This is a genomic window from Streptomyces aquilus (assembly GCF_003955715.1).
In the GTDB taxonomy this organism is placed as follows: domain Bacteria; phylum Actinomycetota; class Actinomycetes; order Streptomycetales; family Streptomycetaceae; genus Streptomyces; species Streptomyces aquilus.
On record NZ_CP034463.1, the window covers coordinates 3,866,655 to 3,886,680 of the forward strand.

Annotated in this window: 18 protein-coding genes, 1 tRNA gene and 2 pseudogenes; 5 read left to right on the top strand and 16 right to left on the bottom strand. The window is 69.1% G+C overall.

Translation table 11 applies throughout. The features are described 5' to 3' along the window. The first annotated feature begins 200 nt into the window (after window positions 1–200). On the top strand, window positions 201–1,157 hold the full coding sequence (locus tag EJC51_RS17695; protein WP_126271967.1) for an ABC transporter ATP-binding protein: 957 nt from the start codon (window positions 201–203) through the stop codon (window positions 1,155–1,157). Window positions 1,158–1,192: 35 nt separating this feature from the next. On the opposite strand, the gene EJC51_RS17700 is transcribed toward EJC51_RS17695, so the two are convergent. The 8 genes from EJC51_RS17700 to EJC51_RS17735 form a co-directional block, all read right to left on the bottom strand. Further along, window positions 1,193–1,861, bottom strand: coding sequence for a DUF8185 domain-containing protein (locus EJC51_RS17700; RefSeq protein WP_126271968.1), 669 nt, complete (start codon window positions 1,859–1,861; stop codon window positions 1,193–1,195). After that, on the bottom strand, window positions 1,858–2,271 hold the full coding sequence (locus tag EJC51_RS17705; protein WP_126271969.1) for an acyl-CoA thioesterase: 414 nt from the start codon (window positions 2,269–2,271) through the stop codon (window positions 1,858–1,860). The genes EJC51_RS17700 and EJC51_RS17705 overlap by 4 nt, the downstream gene beginning before the upstream one ends. A gap of 6 nt (window positions 2,272–2,277) precedes the next feature. After that, window positions 2,278–3,942, bottom strand: coding sequence for an energy-dependent translational throttle protein EttA (ettA, locus tag EJC51_RS17710; protein ID WP_126271970.1), 1,665 nt, complete (start codon window positions 3,940–3,942; stop codon window positions 2,278–2,280). Window positions 3,943–4,147: 205 nt separating this feature from the next. After that, window positions 4,148–4,462: a S1 domain-containing protein gene (locus EJC51_RS48230; RefSeq protein WP_208870718.1), complete on the bottom strand. Its 315-nt coding sequence runs from the start codon at window positions 4,460–4,462 to the stop codon at window positions 4,148–4,150. 75 nt (window positions 4,463–4,537) lie between these two features. Further along, entirely contained in the window at window positions 4,538–5,956 is a 1,419-nt protein-coding gene (locus EJC51_RS17720) for a Cys-Gln thioester bond-forming surface protein (RefSeq protein WP_126271971.1), read from the bottom strand. A 334-nt stretch (window positions 5,957–6,290) separates the two neighbouring features. Continuing rightward, window positions 6,291–6,758, bottom strand: coding sequence for a single-stranded DNA-binding protein (locus EJC51_RS17725; protein WP_126271972.1), 468 nt, complete (start codon window positions 6,756–6,758; stop codon window positions 6,291–6,293). Window positions 6,759–7,000: 242 nt separating this feature from the next. Beyond that, complete coding sequence (locus EJC51_RS17730) at window positions 7,001–8,758, bottom strand: GTP-binding protein (protein ID WP_399581458.1); 1,758 nt, start codon at window positions 8,756–8,758, stop codon at window positions 7,001–7,003. A gap of 255 nt (window positions 8,759–9,013) precedes the next feature. Then, the gene (locus EJC51_RS17735; RefSeq protein WP_126271974.1) at window positions 9,014–10,621 is read right to left on the bottom strand and encodes a dynamin family protein; all 1,608 of its coding nucleotides are present in this window, start codon (window positions 10,619–10,621) and stop codon (window positions 9,014–9,016) included. 320 nt (window positions 10,622–10,941) lie between these two features. Between EJC51_RS17735 and EJC51_RS17740 the strand changes: the two genes are divergently transcribed. Further along, window positions 10,942–11,017, top strand: a tRNA-Arg gene (locus EJC51_RS17740). Between the two features lie 246 nt (window positions 11,018–11,263). Here the strand turns inward: EJC51_RS17740 and EJC51_RS17745 are convergent. Together EJC51_RS17745 and EJC51_RS17750 are read right to left on the bottom strand one after the other, a co-directional pair. Next, window positions 11,264–12,685, bottom strand: a complete 1,422-nt coding sequence (locus tag EJC51_RS17745) for a tyrosine-type recombinase/integrase (RefSeq protein ID WP_244362684.1) — start codon at window positions 12,683–12,685, stop codon at window positions 11,264–11,266. Then, the gene (locus EJC51_RS17750; RefSeq protein WP_126271975.1) at window positions 12,682–12,879 is read right to left on the bottom strand and encodes a helix-turn-helix transcriptional regulator; all 198 of its coding nucleotides are present in this window, start codon (window positions 12,877–12,879) and stop codon (window positions 12,682–12,684) included. The genes EJC51_RS17745 and EJC51_RS17750 overlap by 4 nt, the downstream gene beginning before the upstream one ends. A gap of 1,072 nt (window positions 12,880–13,951) precedes the next feature. Between EJC51_RS17750 and EJC51_RS17760 the strand changes: the two are divergent. Next, a pseudogene (locus tag EJC51_RS17760) lies at window positions 13,952–14,122 on the top strand (HD domain-containing protein); the annotation flags it as partial. A 105-nt stretch (window positions 14,123–14,227) separates the two neighbouring features. Here the strand turns inward: EJC51_RS17760 and EJC51_RS17765 are convergent. Further along, a complete protein-coding gene (locus tag EJC51_RS17765) occupies window positions 14,228–15,241 on the bottom strand; it encodes an NAD(P)H-dependent glycerol-3-phosphate dehydrogenase (RefSeq protein ID WP_126271976.1) in 1,014 nt (337 codons plus the stop codon). 238 nt (window positions 15,242–15,479) lie between these two features. On the opposite strand from EJC51_RS17765, the gene EJC51_RS17770 reads away from it, so the two are divergent. Next, the gene (locus tag EJC51_RS17770; RefSeq protein ID WP_126271977.1) at window positions 15,480–16,037 is read left to right on the top strand and encodes an HD domain-containing protein; all 558 of its coding nucleotides are present in this window, start codon (window positions 15,480–15,482) and stop codon (window positions 16,035–16,037) included. A 15-nt stretch (window positions 16,038–16,052) separates the two neighbouring features. Here EJC51_RS17770 and EJC51_RS17775 read toward each other — a convergent pair whose 3' ends face one another. Together EJC51_RS17775 and EJC51_RS17780 are read right to left on the bottom strand one after the other, a co-directional pair. Further along, window positions 16,053–16,523 carry an NUDIX hydrolase gene (locus EJC51_RS17775; RefSeq protein WP_126271978.1) on the bottom strand — a complete coding sequence of 157 codons (471 nt, stop codon included), beginning with the start codon at window positions 16,521–16,523 and terminating at the stop codon, window positions 16,053–16,055. A 15-nt stretch (window positions 16,524–16,538) separates the two neighbouring features. Next, window positions 16,539–17,288 (bottom strand): helix-turn-helix domain-containing protein, encoded by a 750-nt coding sequence (locus EJC51_RS17780; RefSeq protein ID WP_126277006.1) that lies wholly within the window; start codon window positions 17,286–17,288, stop codon window positions 16,539–16,541. A 108-nt stretch (window positions 17,289–17,396) separates the two neighbouring features. Here EJC51_RS17780 and EJC51_RS17785 point away from each other — a divergent pair, with 108 nt between their 5' ends. Then, a complete protein-coding gene (locus EJC51_RS17785; RefSeq protein WP_126271979.1) occupies window positions 17,397–18,086 on the top strand; it encodes an HAD family hydrolase in 690 nt (229 codons plus the stop codon). Between the two features lie 40 nt (window positions 18,087–18,126). Here the strand turns inward: EJC51_RS17785 and EJC51_RS17790 are convergent, their stop codons facing one another. The 3 genes and pseudogenes from EJC51_RS17790 to EJC51_RS49170 form a co-directional block, all read right to left on the bottom strand. Beyond that, the gene (locus tag EJC51_RS17790; RefSeq protein ID WP_126271980.1) at window positions 18,127–18,696 is read right to left on the bottom strand and encodes a class I SAM-dependent methyltransferase; all 570 of its coding nucleotides are present in this window, start codon (window positions 18,694–18,696) and stop codon (window positions 18,127–18,129) included. Then, a complete protein-coding gene (locus EJC51_RS49165; protein ID WP_279631351.1) occupies window positions 18,693–19,529 on the bottom strand; it encodes an MFS transporter in 837 nt (278 codons plus the stop codon). Before EJC51_RS49165 ends, EJC51_RS17790 begins: the two co-directional genes overlap by 4 nt. Before the next feature lie 152 nt (window positions 19,530–19,681). Continuing rightward, window positions 19,682–19,981: pseudogene (locus EJC51_RS49170) on the bottom strand (MFS transporter); the annotation flags it as partial. Window positions 19,982–20,026 lie beyond the last annotated feature (45 nt).

The following is a 20,026-nucleotide window of genomic DNA, read 5'->3' on the forward strand; positions in this document are numbered from 1 at the left end:
GCTGGGCGATGTCGCCCACGGCCCCGCAACGCCCTGAAGGGGCGCGGGGAACTGCGCGACCAGCCACAACGGCGCCGCAGCCGAACGTCGGCACCACGCGGCCCTTCCAGCGGAGCGCTTCGCGGCACCCCGCCAGCGCGGGCAAGTGAAGCCCACCCCCGCCCAGCCCCCACCCAGGCCAGCGCCACACGGAGGCCCCAGTGACCACCAACCCCACCCTCGCCGACCTGACCACCAAGGCCACCGCCGCCCGCAACACCCCCACCTACGGCCACGACGCCCTCATCACCTGCGACCGCCTGGTCCGTATCTTCACCACGGACGGCATAGAGGTCCAAGCCCTCCAAGGCCTCGACCTCCTGGTCCGCGAGGGCGAACTCATGGCCCTGGTAGGCGCGTCCGGCAGCGGCAAGTCCACCCTCATGAACATCCTCGCCGGCCTGGACACCCCCACCGCGGGCGCGGCCCGCGTCGCCGGCCACGACCTCCTCACCATGACCGCGAAGGACCGCCTGGCCTACCGCCGCAAAACCGTCGGCTTCGTCTGGCAGCAGACCTCCCGCAACCTGCTCCCCTACCTCACCGCGGCCCAGAACATCACCCTCCCGATGCAGCTCTCCGCCACCCGCACCGCACGGAAGGCGAAGTCCGAACGCGCCCTGGAACTCCTTGAGTTGCTGGGCATCGCGGACTGCCGCGACCGCCACCCCCACCAGATGTCCGGCGGCCAGCAGCAACGCGTCGCGATAGCCGTCGCCCTCGCCAACGCCCCCGCGGTCCTCCTCGCCGACGAACCCACCGGCGAACTCGACTCCCAGACAGCGGAACAGATCTTCGCCGCGTTCCGCACCGCGAACGAACAACTCGGCACGACCATCGTGATCGTCACCCACGACCAGACGGTGGCCGGCGAGGTCCGCCGCACCGTCGCCATCAGGGACGGCCGCACCTCCACGGAGGTCCTGCGCCGCAGCGAGGTCGATGCGACGACCGGCCACGAGACGGTCGTGGCCCGCGAGTACGCCATGCTCGACCGCGCCGGCCGCCTCCAACTCCCCGCCGAGTACACCGACGCCCTGGGCATGCGCGACCGCGTGGCCCTGGAACTGGAGCCGGACCACATCGGCATCTGGCCGGACGACAGCGACCACGACTGACCGCGCCCACACCCGAACCGCAGGTAGCCGCCCGCTCAGCGCACGCTGACGCCCAACGCCCCAAGTCCCGCCCGCCGCACGGCGATCGACCCGTACGGCGTACGCAGCCGCAGCCACGCACCGCAGGACAGCAGCGCCAACTCCCCGCCACCGCGCAGGAATCCGAGCGACTGCGCGGCATGCACGGCCCGCACCGGCAACTCCGTCTCCCCGACGGTCCGGGACCAGATCTCCCGCCCGACCCGGTCGAGTTCGGCACGGGTACGGCTCTCGGGCGCCAACTCCTGCGTACGGGAACGGAATTCGGCGACCCCGGCGCCCACCATGCCCCGCAGGGCGTCAGGCGCGGGCAGCCCGGCGACGACCTGCCACCCACCGCGCGGCGGCAGCACCCCCGCCCACGGCGGCCCGGTCACCGCCGTCGGCACCCCGGCGGTGGCGGCGTGCTCGTCGACGGACTCCAGCAACTCGCCCGCCGACACGGTGACATCGAGCGTGACGTCGAGCCCGTCCTCGTACGGCTTGGCCAGCCGCACCGCGCGGATCGCCAGCACCTCGAAGGACGGCGGCCGCCCGAACACGGCGAGCGCGGTCCCGGCGGCCTGGAGCCGCACGGCGGCCCCGCGGTCGTAATGCAGCAGACGGGAGAGGAAGGCCGCGAGATCCGCCGCCTCCCCCTCGTCGGCCAGGTGGAGCACCGTCATGCGGCGACGGCCTCCTCCTCGTCGTCGTCCCGGTACCCCTCCAGGAACTCCCGCTCCTCGGAGGTGATCCGACGCGGCCGCTGGGTCTCGAAGTCGAACGGCACGATGACGGTCGAGGCCCGCACATACACGAGATCCTCGTCCTTCACCTCGTAGGCGATGGTGAAGGACGCGGCCCTTATCTCCGTGACCCACAGTTCGATGGCCACGGGCGTGTGCCGGTGGACGAGCTGCCGCTTGTAGTCGATCTCATGGCGCGCCACCACGGACCCCTGCTTGAAGTCCTTCTCCGGGCGGAACAGGAAGTCGATACGGGCTTCCTCCAGGTAGCGGAGGAAGACCACGTTGTTGACGTGGCCGTACGCGTCCATGTCCGCCCAGCGCAGCGGGCAGTGGTAGAGGTGCCGCAAGATCGATCAGCCCCGGGTCAGCTTCTTGTAGGTGGCGCGGTGCGGACGCGCGGCGTCCGGCCCGAGCCGCTCGATCTTGTTCTTCTCGTACGACTCGAAGTTGCCCTCGAACCAGAACCACTTGGAGTCACCCTCGTAAGCGAGGATGTGCGTGGCCACTCGGTCCAGGAACCACCGGTCGTGGGAGACGACCACGGCCGCGCCCGGGAACTCCAGCAGCGCGTTCTCCAGCGAGCCGAGGGTCTCGACGTCGAGGTCGTTGGTCGGCTCGTCGAGGAGCAGCAGGTTGCCGCCCTGCTTGAGGGTGAGCGCGAGGTTGAGACGGTTGCGCTCACCGCCGGAGAGCACACCGGCGGGCTTCTGCTGGTCGGGACCCTTGAACCCGAAGGCGGACACGTACGCCCGCGACGGCATCTCGACCTGGCCCACATTGATGTAGTCCAGCTCGTCGCTGACGACGGCCCACAGGGTCTTCTTCGGGTCGATGTTCTCGCGGCTCTGGTCGACGTACGAGATCTTGACGGTCTCGCCGACCTTGATGGAACCGGAGTCCGGGGTCTCCAGACCCTGGATCATCTTGAAGAGCGTGGTCTTGCCGGCACCGTTGGGGCCGATGACACCGACGATCCCGTTACGCGGCAGCGTGAAGCTCAGATCATCGATGAGGAGCTTGTCGCCGAAGCCCTTGCTGAGGTTGTTGACCTCGACGACGATGCTGCCCAGGCGCGGACCCGGCGGGATCTGGATCTCCTCGAAGTCCAGCTTCCGCATCTTGTCGGCCTCGGCGGCCATCTCCTCGTACCGCGCGAGACGGGCCTTGGACTTGGCCTGCCGCCCCTTGGCGTTGGAGCGGACCCACTCCAGCTCTTCCTTGAGCCGCTTCGCCCGCTTGGCGTCCTTCTGCCCCTCGACCTTGAGACGGGTCTGCTTGGTCTCCAGGTACTTGGAGTAGTTGCCCTCGTAGCCGTGCAGCCGGCCGCGGTCGACCTCGCAGATCCAGCCCGCGACGTTGTCCAGGAAGTACCGGTCGTGGGTGACGGCGACGATGGTGCCCTCGTACTTGGCGAGGTGCTGCTCCAGCCAGTTCACCGACTCGGCGTCGAGGTGGTTGGTGGGCTCGTCGAGCAGCAGCAGGTCGGGGGCCTCCAGCAGCAGCTTGCACAGTGCCACGCGCCGACGCTCACCACCGGAGAGGTTGGTGACGGCCCAGTCGCCGGGCGGGCAGCCCAGCGCGTCCATGGCCTGCTCCAGCTGAGCGTCGAGGTCCCACGCGTTGGCGTGGTCGAGCTCCTCCTGGAGCTTGCCCATCTCGTCGAGCAGCGCGTCGGAGTAGTCGGTCGCCATGAGCTCGGCGATCTCGTTGAACCGGTCGAGCTTGCCCTTGACCTCGGCGACACCCTCCTGGACGTTCTCCAGGACGGTCTTGTCCTCGCTGAGCGGCGGCTCCTGGAGCAGGATGCCGACGGTGTACCCCGGCGACAGGAACGCGTCACCGTTCGAGGGCTGCTCCAGCCCCGCCATGATCTTCAGAATGGTCGACTTACCGGCACCGTTCGGGCCGACCACACCGATCTTCGCGCCGGGCAGGAAGTTCAGCGATACGTCGTCAAGGATGACCTTGTCGCCGATTGCCTTGCGCGTCTTGCGCATGGTGTAGATGTACTCAGCCAAGAGAAACCGTCCGGCAGCTTGAAATCTGGCAGTGGGCAGATACACCCCATCTTGCCTGACCGCCACCCTCCGGGGGAAACGCGTTTGACCGAGGGGCCCTGACCTGGGACTCCTTCCCCGACGGCGACGGCTCGCCTGTCACTGTCGGTCGCTCTTGAGCAGCCGCGGGCGCCGTCGCACGGCCCAGAGACGGCCCAGGGACCGATCACTCCGCAGACGTCCGCCACTCGTCCAACCGGACCCTCACCTGGTGATTGTGGGCGTGCCAGAAGACTTCCCCCTCGACGGAGGCCCCAAGGGCGGGCAGCTCCATCCCCAGCGGCATGGCCGTGATCTCGGCCAGCGCCACGGCATTGGGCACACCCTCGATGCGGATGAAGACACCAAAGGGCTGGCGGCCGATGACCTCCCCGGTGATGTGGGTCCCCACAGGCAAGGCTGCGACGGTCGCCGCCCAGCTCTGGAGAACGGTGTCTCCCGTCGGCAGATCCGGGCCCGTAGGCCACGCGTACTCATCCATCAACAGATCATGACGCAGTGAGCGACCTGGGGCCTACGCTGTGACCTGGGGTTTCCTCCGGCCCTCCGGCCCCGCTCAGTCCTGCGTCCGCCGCCGCTGCACCAGCACCAGCGCCGCCCCGCCGATCACCACCAGCGCCACCGCCACACCCGTGATCACCGGCGTCACGCTGGACGCGCCGGTCTCGGCGAGGTTGGTGCCGGCCGAGGTGCCGCCCACCGTGAGCGGGCTCGGCTCGCTGAGGGTCTGGGTGGTGTCACCGGTCTCGTTGCCCTGGGTCTGGCAGTCGAGGACGCCGGTGAAGCGCTTGTCCAGGCCTGCGGGACCGGTGATCGCGAAGTCGTACGCCTGGTCCTCCTGGAGCGGGATCGTCACCGTCCGTGACTCGCCCGCCGGGACGGTGTGCTCCAGGCCGAGCAGCTCGAAGGTGAACGGCTGGTCGCCCTCGTTGGCCGCGGTGATGTCGATGCCGCCCTCGGCGCAGTTCTTCGCCGCGGAGAGGGCCGGTATCGCGCCCTTGTCGGCCCAGGTCGCGCTCGCCGTCGCGGACACCGTCGACTCGCTGGAGCCGGCCAGGATCTGCGTCTGGCTCCTGCTCTCGGAGGTGAAGGCACGGCCCACCGGCACGGTCGTGGAGGCCTGGACGGCCACCTCGGCCGACCCGGCCGCCGCGCCCTCGGGGATCTCGAAGAAGATCTGGCTGCCGTTCTTCGCGGACGTGAGGTCCATGCCGTTCTTGCCGACGACCCGCACGCCGCTGGTGACGGCGTCCGCCGGCGGCGTCACCGTCACGCTGTCCGCGTCGGTGTGCACCGTCACCGGCCCGAGGAGCCCGCCGGAGCGGCCGGAGACCGCGGCCGGCGAGAGCGTCAGCGAGGCCGAGGGCTCCGCCAGCGCGCGGGCGTTGTCATGGAGGTAGTCGGCGAGCTTCTCGGCCTGCGGGTCGGCGGCGTCGACGTCCGCGCCGTCCGAGTAGCGCCAGATGGCCACCTGGGTGCCGGCCGCCGCGTCCTGCTCGGTGAGGCCGCCGCCGATGCCCGCCTTCGCGGCGAGCGCCGCGAGGTCGTTCACCTGCGGATAGGAGTTCTGCAGGATCCAACGGATCTTGCCGGCGTCCCGGTTGGTACCCAACGAGGTGCCGCTCCACGGCGTCTCGTGGTACTTGGCGTCCCGCTGGGTCGGGTTGTAGAGGTCGACGCAGTACGTCTGGAGCATGCCGCCGTCCTCGACGGACATCTCGAACAGGCCCGCCGAGACCTCCATGTCCCCGGAGTCGTCGTGTATGACGGCCGTGCCGTACGTCTTCAGGCCGCCTATGGTCGCGGTCGCCCCGCCCTGGATCTGCGCCGTACCGTCACCGGCGGCGGCCGTGCCGGCACCGGCCAGCACACCGGCCGCGACGAGCCCGGACATCAGCGTCCCGGCGATGAGCCGAGCCACCCCTCGTCCGCGTGCCGACCGCCGCGTGCCGGGCGCAGAGAGCGAAGAAAACACAGAATTCCCCTTCAGGCAGGACCCGTTGACATGGGGGGAACGGTCCCACCAGCAGAATCAGAAGCCCCGAGAGCCACGTTCGGCATCCTAAGGAAGCGCCGCACCACGGTTCCCGGTGATGCGGTCGCACGGCCGATCCGACTCGGAATCGTTATCGCCAAGATCACCCGCGAGCAGGGCTTATCGACAAATCCACCCGACTGGTTCAGGGAGCATTCGCCGATAAGCCGCACTTCGGTACGCACAAGTCGCCGCCCACCGCGGTCGACTGAGGTCACGTCACCGCGACGGTCCGGCGCACACGTCGTCGCCCACTCGCCACAGCGGGCTGATGTCACGTCACCGCGACGGGTTCCGGCTCCTGTTGGCCGGCACCGTCACCGACGGGTGTCTCCCAGTTCGGCTCCGGCTGCGCGGCGCTCGTGTCCGCCGCGCCCGCCTCCGGCTTCTGCCCGCGCCGGAACATGGCCGTCCCGCGCGCCAGGTCGTGCCCGATGGCCACCGCGTCGATGTCGGCCGAGGTCCAGCTCTGCCCCTCGCGCACGTCCGACCGCACCTTCAGCCGGCCCTGGACCACCACCGGGTCGCCCACGTTCAGCGAGGCCGCCGCGTTCGTGGCGAGCTGCCGATTGGCCCACACGGTGAAGAAGTTGGTGTGCCCGTCCGTCCACGCGCTCTTCTCACGGTCCCAGTAGCGCTGGGTCACCGCCAGCCGGAACCGCGCCGACGGCCCGGCCGCCAGCTCCCGGTACACCGGCTGCGTCGCCACGTTGCCGACCACGCACACGATCGTCTCGTTCATCTCGAACCCCTCCCTCGCCCGGCCGGCCCTCCGTACCGGGCGGATAGCGGACGACGGACACGCGTACGGGCCCGTCCCGTACGGCTGCTGTGTCCGTCCCCTGTCCCGTCGACCGCGTCCGCCGCGATCGCCGTGGAGCCAGACTGCCTCCGCCGGGCCGAGCCCGCTGAGCGCTGTGGACCACCGCCCACCTGTGGAAAACCCGACCCCCCGAACGAGCGACCCACCCCCCGAAACCGAGCTCACCGCACCCCGGCCTCCACCCCCAAAACCCTCCCGTACTGCTCCCGAACCTCCCGGTACCGCAGCAACTCCGCCGCCACCGGATCCAGCACCCGGGCCCGCCCACACCCGGCCGCCGCCTCCCGAAGCCGCCGCTCCGCCTCCATGCCGTACCGCCGTGCCGGCCCCCGCGCCGCGATCCGGCAGCTCCACTCCACCAGCGGACCACCGATGATCCCGGCCACCATCAACAGCACCGGCACCCCGAGATTCGGCGCCATGAAGCCGACGATCTGCCCGACCAGCCACAGTCCGCCCACGACCTGAAGCAGCGTCATGGACGCCTGCGCGAGCACGGCCGCCGGCCACCACCCCGGCCGCGGCGGCCGCCCCGGCGGCAGTCCGGCCCGCGCCGCCAGCTCGTCCAGCGCCTCGGGCAGCCCCTGCGAGCCCCGTACGGCCGCCTCCCGCACCGCCTGCGCCCACGGCGCGGGCAGCCCGGCGGAGGCCCGGTCGGCGACGGTCCGCACCGCCTGCTCGACACGCTGCCGCGCGGTCGCCTCCTCCTCGGCCTGCGCGCGCAACGGCAGCCGCCCGGTGACCGGTTCGAGCCGGTCCTGGTACCACCGCCACAGCCGCAGCCACGGCGTCCCGCACGCGCGGTTGGCGTTGCGCAGCCAGGCCCGCTCGGCCGCCTCGCCGGCCGCCGTCGCGCCGACCGCGTCGGCGAGCCGTACCGCGAACTCGTCCCGCGCCTCCTCGCTCAGCCCGGTCCGCCGCCCGGTCGCGTACACGGGCCGCAGCCGCCACGCGGCGGCGTCGACATCCGCCGAGATCCGACGGGCCGCCGCCCCGCGTTCGGCCACGAACTGCCCGAGCGCCTCCCGGAGTTCCCCCACACCGTCACCCGTCAGTGCGGACAGCGCCAGCACGGTCGCGCCCGGCTCGCCGTACTCCCCGAGCGCGATCCCGTCCTCGTCGAGGAGCCGCCGCAGGTCGTCGAGGACCTGCTCGGTGGCTTCGCCGGGCAGCCGGTCGATCTGGTTGAGGACGACGAACATGACCTCCGCGTGACCCGCCATGGGCCGCAGATAGCGCTCGTGCAGCACCGCGTCCGCGTACTTCTCGGGATCGACGACCCAGATGACGGCATCGACCAGCGCCAGCACCCGGTCGACCTGCTCACGGTGCTGCACGGCCGCCGAGTCGTGATCGGGCAGGTCGACAAGGACCAGCCCACGCAACTGCGCCTCCATCTCGGCGCTCTGCAGGGGCCTCCGCCGCAGCCTCGGCGGAATGCCGAGCCGCTCGATGAGCGAGGCCGAACCGTCGCTCCAGCTGCACGCGATGGGCGCGGCCGTGGTGGGCCGCCGTACGCCCGTCTCCGAGATCGTCACCCCGGCCAGCGAGTTGAACAGCTGCGACTTGCCGCTGCCGGTCGCGCCCGCGATGGCGACGACGGTGTGCTGCCCGGACAGCCTGCGTCGCGCGGCCGCCTCGTCGAGCACCCGGCCCGCCTCAGAGAGCGTCCGGCTGTCGAGCCGGGTACGGGAGAGCCCCACGAGTTCCCGCAGCGCGTCGAGCCGCGACCGCAGCGCCCCGTCGTACGCCAGGGGAGCGGCCACCGGCGCCCCGGCCCCGCGCGCCTCCACGACGGCGACCGGCGCACCCCCGGCGGTCTCGTTCACCCGCCGCGCGATCAGCCCGTCGTCCCAGGCCCCGGAGGAGGAGTCCGTACGACCACAGGAGTCGCCCCTGCCGGATCCCTCAGGCTCCACAGCTTCCACGACGTCTTCCGTCTCTACGACCTCTGCAACCTCTACGGCATCTACGGCATCCACGGCATCCACGGCATCCACGGCATCCACGGCATCGTCCTCCACCGGCGCTCCACCCCCACCCCCGTCCCCGGAAACGGTCTCCTCCGCGTGATCAGCAGGGTGAGCGGCACGATCGGTGTGATCGGTGTGATCGGCGTGATCTGTGCGATCGGTGTCGTCGGCGTGGTCCTGGTCAGTGACGGCGGTCACCGGTCACCTCTCCTTCTGCAGTACGGACAGGGCGGCGATGAGTTCGGCCTGGGGTTCGGGGTGTACGTCGAGCGCGTCGAGCGGCGCGAGACGGCGCTCGCGTTCGGCGTGCACGACCCGGTCCAGGTGTTCGCTGAGCAACCGCCCGCCCCGGTCGCGCAACCGCAGCGCGCCGTGGGCGCCGAGGCGCTCGGCGAGGCCCTCACCGGCGGTCCGCGCGCGACGGCCGCCGAGCAGCGCGGTGGCGACGAGGGCGGCGATCACCTCGGGGTCGGGCGCGACACTTCGCTCCAGGTCGCGCACCTCTTCCTCTGCGTACTCCTCGAGCTCGCGCCGCCAGCGCCGTACGGCGAGCCCGATCCGGTGCTCGGGGGTCTCCAGTGCCGGGTCGCGGCCGGTGAGTTCCGGGGCGCCCGCCGCGGGTTCGCGCCGCCAGGCCTCGTCGACGCGTTCGTCGGCGGCGGTGACGGCGCACAGCAGGAGCGCGGCGAGGCTCTCCACGAGCGCGTCGAGCAGTTCCCCGGCGGTGCAGTCGAGCGGAAAGGCCCGCCACCGCTTCAAGGCGTCCCCGGCCAGTACAGCCCCCGCCTGCAACCGCCCCCGCACGCGCGCGTGCTCGCTGTCGTAGGCCCCGTCGACGGCGGCGGTGAGCCGCAGCGCGGCGGCGTACTGGGCGGCGGCGGCGCCGGCCAGTTCGGGCATGCGGGCCTTGAGGGAGTCGAGGACGCCGTGCGCGGTGCGCGCGAGGGCGTGCTGGCGGAAGGCGGGGTCCTGGGCCTGGTGCACGAGCCAGGTCCTGAGCGGCGCCACGGCGGTGGCGGGGAGCAGTCCGCCGCCCCAGGCCGACTCGGGCAGCTCGGGCACGGTGAACCGGGGTACGTCGCCGAGCCCCGCCTTGGTGAGCAGCGCGGCGTACTGGCGCGACACCTCGGAGACGACCTGGTGGGGTACCCGGTCGAGGACGGTCACGAGGGTGGCGTCGTACTCCTTGGCGGTGCGCAGCAGATGCCAGGGGACGGCGTCGGCGTACCGCGCGGCGGTGGTCACCATGACCCAGATGTCGGCCGCGCAGATGAGTTCGGCGGCCAGGGTGCGGTTGTCGGCGACGAGGGAATCGACGTCGGGGGCGTCGAGGAGGGCGAGGCCGGGCGGGAGGGTGTCGGCGGTCTCGACGCGCAGTACGCGCGTGGGGTCCTCGCCGGGCAGCAACAGGTCGTCGCCGCCGTCCTGCTGGGGCACCCACACGCGCGTGAGGTCGGGCAGGACCCGCATGCCGCTGAACCAGTGATGGTCCTCCGGATGGCACACGAGTACCGGGGTGCGGGTCGTGGGGCGCAGCACACCGGCTTCGCTGACCCGCCGCCCCACAAGGGAGTTGACGAGGGTCGACTTCCCGGCGCCGGTCGAACCCCCCACCACGGCCAGCAGGGGAGCTTCGGGTTGCCTCAACCGGGGCACCAAGTAGTCGTCGAGCTGGGCGAGCAGTTCGTCGCGGTTGGCACGCGCGCGTGGAGCCCCTGGGAGGGGCAGCGGGAAGCGTGCGGCGGCGACACGGTCGCGCAGGGCGGAGAGTGCGTCGAGCAGCTGAGGCCGTACGTCCAAGGTCACCACATGCGAAGAATGCCCAATTTTAGGGGATTTCTGAAGCATATGAGCATGTCTGCGCGCCGACAGGACACAAGGGACGGAAGGGGTGACCGGGACAACGGCATAGTCCAGGCATAACGAGTACACAACACCCGTGGCGTGAGACGCCAAAAGCGATGCACGATTCGTACCTGCCTGCGATTATCAGGACCGCTTCACCGAACCTCCACATTGAGCCACGGAGGCGAAGCAACAGGGACATGGATCCGGGAGCCCTATCCTTGTCCCCGGCAACGTCACGGATCAGCCCACACCCGGGCACCAGACACGAGGCCACCACACCGGCCCCCGTAGCTCAGTGGATAGAGCAGGCGCCTTCTAAGCGCTTGGCCGCAGGTTCGAGTCCTGCCGGGGGCGCCACCGGCTTACCACCGACGAGGCTGCGTTTTCCCAGTTCAGGGTGTGTTTACGCGGCCTCCTGCTACCGCGCAAACCGATGGCCTGGCAGGCGCCGGAGTCCGGCTAGCACTGGCTGAAACCGGGTCTCTACGGCTGGCCGTCCCCCATGCGTCCCCCAGAATCCCGCCCCGCCAGCCCTTCTACGAGAACCCGCCCCCGACATACAGAAAGTGGTCCGGGCCCCACCGTGGTGGGGCCCGGACCACTTCATGCTGCCGATACGTAGCGGATGCCGACAATCCGTTTCAAGTAGTCGGATTGTCGACCACCGATGCACCGGGCGTAGATCGCGAGCAGGACCGGCACGCTATTGCCCGCCCACGCAGCTACCTGGGCCGGGGGGATACCTTCATTCAGCCACGCTGTCAGACAGATATGACGGCAGTCGTACACCCGTCTGCCAGCCGGGGAATCGTACTCGTGCGGCGCAAGGACTGCCTTGCGCGCCTTGTCCCAGAGTCGTCGGAAGACGGACCCCGCCAGCATGCCCCCCTTCCGCTCCCCCGGGAAGAGCAAGTCGGCCGGCCCCAACTTGTGACGCTCGACGACCGTCCGCAGCAGGGCGACAAGATCGGGGTGGATTGGCACGGTGCGAGTGTCTCCGTCAGCTCGACCCTTCAGGTACCGCTGTTCGTGCGGGTCCCCCGTATCGGTCCATTGACTGCCGACCTCCGGCTGGGCCTCGTGCACCACGAACTCCCCCCAGACTGGTTCGCCGTCTTCGTCCACGGCGCCAGGCTCCGGGAGGTAAGCGTCAGTTACGCGTAGGGCAACGGCTTCCTCGGGGCGGAGGCCGGCGTAGCAGAGCGTGGCGAAGAACGCCTGGTAGACAGCTGCGTGGCGCGGGCGGCGGCCGATCCAGTCCAGGAGAGCCGCTACCTGCTCCTGATTCAGCAGCGAGCGCTTGTCGATGGCCTGGGCCACCTTGGGAGCACCACCGCCCTCCCCCTTGCCCTTCCCTTTCGGGAGCGGGTTCGACCGGAGGATGCCGTGTCGCACGGCGTACTCCATTGCCAGGTTCATGATCCGCCGGTTTCGGGTGACGGAGCTGGCTGCGGCTGCGGTGCCGTCCAGTAGCGTTCCTAGTGCGGTGACGACTGCGTCGACCTTCTCGGTCTTCTCCCAGGCAGACATCGGCAGGGTGTTCCGCTGAACCCAGTCGAGGACGACTCGGACCTCATCAGGGATGGGCTCATCCGGGTTGGTCCGCCGCTTGGTATTGAAGGCCCACTCGCGCAGTGCCGTGCGAACGAAGACCGCATCGAACTGCGGCGTAGTCCGGAGAAGGGCGACAGTTGCTGTGGTCATCGCCTTGGCGATGTTCTTTCGAGTATTACCCGAGGAGCGGGGCCACGTCTTATCGACGAAGTCAAGAGCAAAGTCGTACCAGTTGGTCTCCGCCGCCTTGCTGGAGTGCGAGATCGGCAGTCCAGTTTCGAGGCTGAAGGGTTCACCACGCTTGACCGCAGTCAGCAGATCCGAGCGGCGAGCATCCGCAAGTGCTTTGGTGCTGTAGGTCTTGCTGTGCTTCTTGGTGCCGACCTTCCAAACTACCTTATAGGTGTACCCGTTGGCTCGCTCGCGCCGCTCGATGCTGTAGACCCGGACGTCAAACGTACTGCCTATCAAAGACGATCCTCACAATCAGTAAGCCAGTTTTCGAAATCACCGCGCCGTATCCGGAGTGAGCCGTTGGGAAGCCGAATGCAGCGCGGCCCACGCCCCTTCTGCCGCCAGTCATAGAAGGTCGACTTGGCGATCTGCAGCTCGGCACAGACCTCGTCAACCGTCAGCTTTTGCCCAGGTCGAACCGCTACCGCCATGAGGCCACCTCGCGATTGCGGATGGAGGCGGGGGTGGCGAGCGAGGCACACGGGTCTGCCAGCCCGGGGCGAAAATGGGCAGGGGGTATCGCGGATCGGCACATGGCGGGTGTTCCTTGCGAAGGAGCGCGCGGGGGCGACAGAGCGGAACCAACAGCACTGAGGACCTACGCCGACTCGGCGGAGGCACCACTGACATTCAGCTATCAGGCGCTGCGGATTCAGGGCAGCAGCGGGCGGGGGCCGCGCATACCTCCTTGCGTCTTATGCGGCGCTGCCTACTGCGTCCGCCACGGCTCCACCGCCAAGCACAGCCGGGTGCGAACACCATTAATGCTCCGCACAATCCCCGGTTTCGGTAACCGGGGATCGTCTGCTATATATCGCTCCGCACTACGAGAGCTGCCCCTCGCCCCTTTCTCCGCCTCGATCAGGAGGCCAGGCGGCACGAGTGGAGAGCGGGGGTCGCACCATGCGCGACAAGCTCCAGCAGCCGGTCGCCGGTGCGGCGTTCGAGGTTGCGTGCCACGACGCACTCGGAGGCGCCAACGCCATGGGCAGTGTTGCGAGTTGCGCGCCGGGATGTACCACGATCAGGCGAGAACCTCTCGGGTCGCGGTGGTAGCCGCGTTGTATCAGGTCCTCACCGAACAGACCTGCCGCCGTGCAGACGCAGAGACAAAACCCTGTAGACAGGGCGGCGTAGTCCTCCGTCACCTGGGCGGTCCACGCGTTCGCGACGCTGAGCGCCATGAGGGTGAGTGCAGTGAAGGGGGCAGATCGGCTTGCGGGATTCGGCAGGTGGACCTCCTTGGGGCTGCGCTCGGTCACGGGACGAGTGGCGCGGGCTGCGGACTGGGGGCGACCGTCTACCGGTTTGCCCCGGAAGCCCACATCCCTTCGTTGAACAGGTGTTTTCCGGGTCGTTGTACGTTGACATGATCCCGGAGGAGCTTCCAGTCCATTGGGGCTCTTTCTCGTCTGCCATGAGCTGAAGCCGTACCAGGCGTCCTCCGGCACGCCGAGTGGAACGCGCGCCAGACTTCCTGGGAAGTTGACTGATCACCACCCTGCCGCCAAGGCTCAGTCGCTCGGAGGGATCTTGGGCAGGGATGTAGAACAGCTCCGGGCGGCAGCGATGCTGCACGACATCGGCTACACGCCCTCGCGGGCCACCACCGGGTTCCATCCGCTCGATGGTGCCCGGTACCTCCGCGATCACATAGCTGCGGACGGGAGGTTGGGGGCAGCGGCGACGGCGATCTGGACAGCGGACACGTGCATGGGCAGGCGCCTCCGGGTGGGGAGTCAAAGTGATGGGGACGGCCCCGTGACCGGGCACCGGGGGTCAGCGCTCGGGCTTGGGGGGCCGCTGCATCAGCGCGGCGGCGGCCTCGTCGAGGGTGACCTTCTCGCGCAGCAGGGCAGAGATCACTTCCGTGATCGGCATCTCAACGCCGTGTGCATGCGCGAGGGCGAGAACCGCCTGGGCGGATTTGACACCTTCGGTGGTCTGCCGGGTGGCGGCCGTCGCCTGTTCGACGCTTAGGCCATGGCCGAGGTGGGTGCCGAAGGTGCGGTTACGGGAAAGCGGAGACGAGCAGGTGGCCACTAGGTCGCCGAGGCCGGCCAGACCGGCGAGGGTGGCCGGGTGGGCGCCCATGGCCACAGCAAGCCGGGTGGTCTCTGCCAGCCCGCGCGTGATGAGCATCGCCGAGGCGTTGTCGCCCAGGCCCATGCCTGAGGCGATGCCGACCGCTAGGGCGATGACGTTCTTCACGGCGCCGCCCAGCTCGCAGCCGGTCACGTCGGTGCTGGTGTAGGGCCGGAAGTAGGTGGTGTGGCATACCTGCTGGAAGCGACGGGCGGCGTCCTCGTCGGGGCAGGCGACGGTGGCAGCGGCGGGCTGGCCGTCCATGATCTCGCGGGCGAGGTTCGGACCCGACAGCACTGCGACCCGGTTCGCGTTCACGCCGGTCACCTCGGTGATGACCTGGCTCGCCCGTTCCCCGCTGCCCAGTTCGATGCCCTTCATCAGCGACACGATCACGGTGTCGGGCCCGATGTGCGGCGTCCACGCGGCGAGGTTGGTCCGCAGGGACTGCGCGGGGATGGACAGCACAAGGTAGTCCGCGCCGCGAAGCGCGGCGGCCGGATCGGTCGTAGCCGTCAGGGAGGCGGGCAGCTCTACGTCCGGGAAGTAGCCGGGGTTGCGGTGAACCGTGTTGATCGCGTCGGCGATCTCGTCTCTGCGGGCGTGCACGGTGACGTCGGTACCAGCGTCGGCCAGGATCTTGGCGACTGCGGTACCCCAAGACCCAGCCGAGAACACCGCCGCACGGGCGGAACGGTGCTGGCTCACTGCGGGGTCCTCTCACCGGACGCGGGCCCGTCACCGGGACAGCGGCTGGGCCCGGACACCCTATCGGCCGCGCCAGGACCGGGCGGAACACACGTGGGGCGCCGCACGGTCAGCCGGACGGCTCGACGGCCCTTCCTCACCTGACGTCCGCCCGGCGGGGGATCAGAACGGTAGACGTCCTGGGACGTCCGGCCGATCACCGCTCGGCCCCCGCGCCCTACGTCATAGTCTGCCGAGCATGGATCTCACCGTTTGGGCCCGCGACCTGGCCAGGTCCCTCCTCGCGGAGCCCCTGCCTCGGCGCTGGGCACACTCTCAGGGCGTTGCCGCAAGGGCCCAGTCCGTGGCAGGGATCCTGGGCGACGATGCCGAACTACTGTGGGCAGCGGCGATGCTGCACGACATTGGTTACACGCCGTCGCTCGCCACGACGGGGTTCCATCCGCTGGACGGCGCACGCTACCTGCGCGACCGTTCAGCCGCGGACGCGCGCCTGGTACGGCTGGTCGCCAACCACTCGTACGCGCTGTTGGAGGCGGAAGAGCGCGGGCTGCGCGAAGAACTGGAGGCCGAGTTCCCGATCCTCGACCACGCCGAGCTGGTGGATGCTCTCGTGTACTGCGATATGACCACCACCCCGGACGGCACCCCCACCACCGTGGATGCGCGGCTGGCGGAGATCCTCACTCGGTACGACTGCGACAGCATCGTCGGCCGGTTCATCCGCCGAGCCGATGAGGATCTCCGAGCTGCTGTACACAGAGTCGAAGCCCGACTGATCTTGGCAGAGCGGTAAGGGAGGGCACAGTGCTCAGTCGACGTGAGGGAACGTCCCGTCCAGGTAGTGGGCGATCTGCTTCCGCATGGAGTGGTGGATGTCGTAGGAGTCCAGTTCGCCGGGCAGGATCCAGCGGACGCCATCGGCCTCGTCGTTGATGGTGGGCTCGCCTCCGACCGGCCGGCCGATCACGGTGACCTCGTATGCCTGCCGGATCTCCCCGTCCGTGTAGGCCACGACATGCTCAGGGACCGAGTACACGCCGAGGAGCCCGGTGGGTTCGGCGTCGATTCCGGTCTCTTCCTTGCATTCGCGGACTGCGCACTGCGATGGGGATTCCCCTATGTCCATGGCTCCCCCGGGTAGAGCCCACTGCCCTGTGTCGCGGCGCCGCTGCAGGAGGATCGCCCCGTCCGCCTCCCGGACTACCAGCATGTTGCACGCCGGGATCAACGTGTTCGGCTTGGGTGCGTTCTCGTCGTACCAGTACTCCGTACGTCCCATCGCGGGCCGCGCTCCTCACATGGACTCGGGTGACCAGGGCTTTGCAGTCTCCCAGACGGCGTCGAAGCTGCCGGCGTAGTGGTCGAACCAGCCGTCTTCTTCCAGGCGCCGCAGCTCGAACAGGGGGTTTGCGCTGGCGGGCTGCCCCCAGACGTGCGGATTGACCAGGAGCACGTCATCGAAGCGGAAGAGGCTGTTGTAGAGGGTGGTGTCGTGGAGGCGCACCTCGCATCCGGGCGTGCCGATCAGCTTGCGGTAGTAGGTGAGGGACGCCCTGATCTTTGCTGAGAGGGTGCCGCCGATGCCTTCTTCCTCGTCCCTGACGGCGACCGCCTTGCCCGATGGGTCGCCGAAACAGAGGCGGACCTGAACTCCGGCATCGGAGCGCTCGGCAAGCATCGCCGCAACGCGCGGATTAGTCTGCGCGAAGAACGTGCCGCTGAACACCAGCACGTCGATGTGCTCCTGAGCGGTCTTCAGGAGGCGGACCCAGGACTTCTGCGGGAAGCTCGCGCGGTTCGGAAAGGCAGCGACCAGTTCGGTCTGCTCGGTCGGCTGCCCCTGCGCCTCGTCCTCCTCGGGCGGCCACAGGTACGACACGTCCACACCGAGATGCTTCGCAACCGCCCACTGGTGCCGACGGAGCGGCTGACGGCCGATGCTGATCCAGCGCTCCACCGTCTTGACATCAACTTGGCACGAGGCCGCGAGCTTCTCTGGGGTGATCTGCCGCTGAAGCATCACCGTACGCAACCGCTCGTTCACCATCGCATCCTCGCAGGACGTCTTGGGACGCGGCAAGATCTTGCGGGACGCCAGGACGTCCCACCAGGTCACTTTTAACAGGTAGTTCACGCTGCCTACCCTGGTCACGTGCAGCGAATTGTGTTGTGGGACGTGGACCACACCCTTGTGGAAAACTCCGGTGTGAGCAAGGAGATCTACGCCAGCGCCTTCAAGGCACTAGCTGGGCGGGAGGCCGAATTGCCTGCTCCAACAGACGGGCGTACGGATCGGGCGATCATGCGCGAGATGTTCATCCGGCACGGTTTGCCGGATCCTGACTGGGAGCGGGCGCAGCAGGCACTGGAGGAAGCTGGCCGTTGCCGCGAGGAAGATCTGCGCCGGCGGGGTCATGTCCTGCCCGGTGTCGAGGACGCGTTGAAGGCACTCGCGGCGAACCCAGCTATCTGTTCCTCAGTCCTCACCGGCAACATTTCGGCCAATGCCCACGTCAAGCTGCGTGCGTTCGGGCTTGATGGCCTGCTCGACATGGCTGTTGGCGGGTACGGCGAGGACAGCGACGACCGAGCGCGTCTCGTCGACGCGGCCCGTGCCCGTATCCATGCTGCCCACGGCATCCCACTCGTCGTGCCGACCGTCCTGATCGGGGACACGCCCCGCGATGTGCGCGCGGCCCATGACGCCCAGGCACACTGTGTTGCCGTCGCCTCCGGGATCCACTCGGTGGCGGAACTCCGCGCCGCCGGGGCCGACGCTGTCGTCCCTGATCTGACCGACACGGAGGGCTTGTTGACCCTCCTGCGGGTAGTCCTGACCTGAGTGGACAATGGAGCTCCGGGACCAGAGACCGGTGACCGGGTCAGGGGCGCAACGCGTAGCAGCGCAGCGTGTCCAGATCTTCGCTGTGGACAGAGGACCAGGACGCGGTCAGCAGTTCGGCGTGCTGTGGGCTGATCCCGATGGACTTCCGATCGTCCGGGAGGCGTTCAGCGAGCGGGGTAACGACCCAGAACGTCCCGCCGGGTGGGAGAAGGTATCGGACGCGGGCGAGGAAGGCCGCCTTGTCCTTGATGAAGGCGAACACCAAGCGGCAGGTGACGGCGGCGTAGCCCGCCTCAGGCAACACTCGGATGTCCTCGGTCTCGATGTCCAGCCGCTGAAAATGCGGACCGTCCGACATGTCCTGCTCGGCCTGGGCGATCTCCAGCGCGGCGGAGGAACAGTCAATCGCTGTGGTGCGGTATCCCAGGTCACCATGCAGATACCGGGCAAGGACACCGTCGCCGCAGCCGACGTCGAGCGCGGGCCGGCCGTGGCCGGCGCCGAGGAACTGGCCGGTCAGCTGCTGCTCTTCGAGACTGAGGCGGCGGTAGCGGCGCCCTGATGTCCACAGCGGATCCCAGTACGTGGCCGGGTTGTTGATAGTCACGGGTTCGCGGGCTCCTCGGTAACAGTCAGGGAAGCGGGGGCGACCGTGCCCATGTCCCGCACGGGTGAGTTCCAGAGCACAAGGAACGGGATGACCAGGGCTGCGGTGATGAGCGTGAGGGTGGGGTGCAGCCCTAGCCACGTGCCGAGGCCGCCAGCGGCGAGGGCGGCGAAGGGTCGCAGGCTGAAGGCGAGCCACGCTCCGGTTGCCTGGGCCCGTCCCTGCAGTTCGTCGGGGGCGAGTTCCTGGCGGACTGCCCTCTGGAGTCCGCCGTGGCACACCGCGGCGCCGGTTTGGATGACCATGCCGATACCGATAGCGATCTGCCCGCCAAGTCCAGGTCCAACGAGAACCAGAGGGATTTGGGCGAGTGGGTTGAGGGAGAGCGCTCCGAGCATTACCGGGCCTGGGCCCCAGCGTCGTTCCAGGGGCTGCCAGACGAGGGCGCCGAGGATGCCGCCGGCGCCGCCGGCGCCCATGACGATGCCGAGGGCTGCCGGGCTCCAGTGCAGCTCGCGCAGCAGGTACAGCGACCAGAGGGCGCTACTGGCGGCCAAGACGAAGGAGGTGGCCGTGTTGGACAGCACGATGGACCGCACGACGGGGGTGCGCAGGGTGTAAGTGAGGCCCTCGCGGATCTCGGCCCATTGGCTGGTGCCGGCCTTTCGGGGTGGCGGCGGCTCTTCGTGGTGCCTGATGCGCCACAGGAGCAGGGCGCTGGCCAGGTAAGAGGCGGCATCCACGGTGATGGCGCGGGCGGCGCCGAGCGCCATGACGAGGGCACCGCCGGAGTTGGTGCCGATGAGGTCGGCCAGGGAGTTGCCAGCGCCCATCTTGGAGTTGCCCTCCCTCCTCGGCCCGGGCCGAGGAGGGAGGGCAGGAAGCTGATGGCCGCGTTACTGCCGATGACCTGCAGGGCGGCCACCGTGAAGGCGACCGCGTAGAGATGGATCAGGGTGATGCGGGCGAGAAGCTGTGCGGTGGGAAGGGTGAGCAGGACAGCCGCGCAGAGCAGATCGCAGGTGATGATCAGGGGACGTTTGCGCCGTCGGTCGGCCAGGACGCCGGCGTGGAGGGACAGCAGCAAAGGTGGGAGTTTGGAGGAAAAGGCGATCAGCGCGACGTTGAAGGTGGAGGCGTGCAGTTCGACGACGGCCAGGACGGACAGCGCGATCGTGGTTACGCCGCTCCCGGTAACGCTGATGCCCTGGGCGACGGCATAGTGCCGGAAGTCTCTGTCTCGCCACAGGCTTCCTGGGGCGTTGGGATCGGATCGGTGCGGCACGTCTGTGAACTCCCCTCATGGGTATGGCTGTTACGGCCCCGCCGT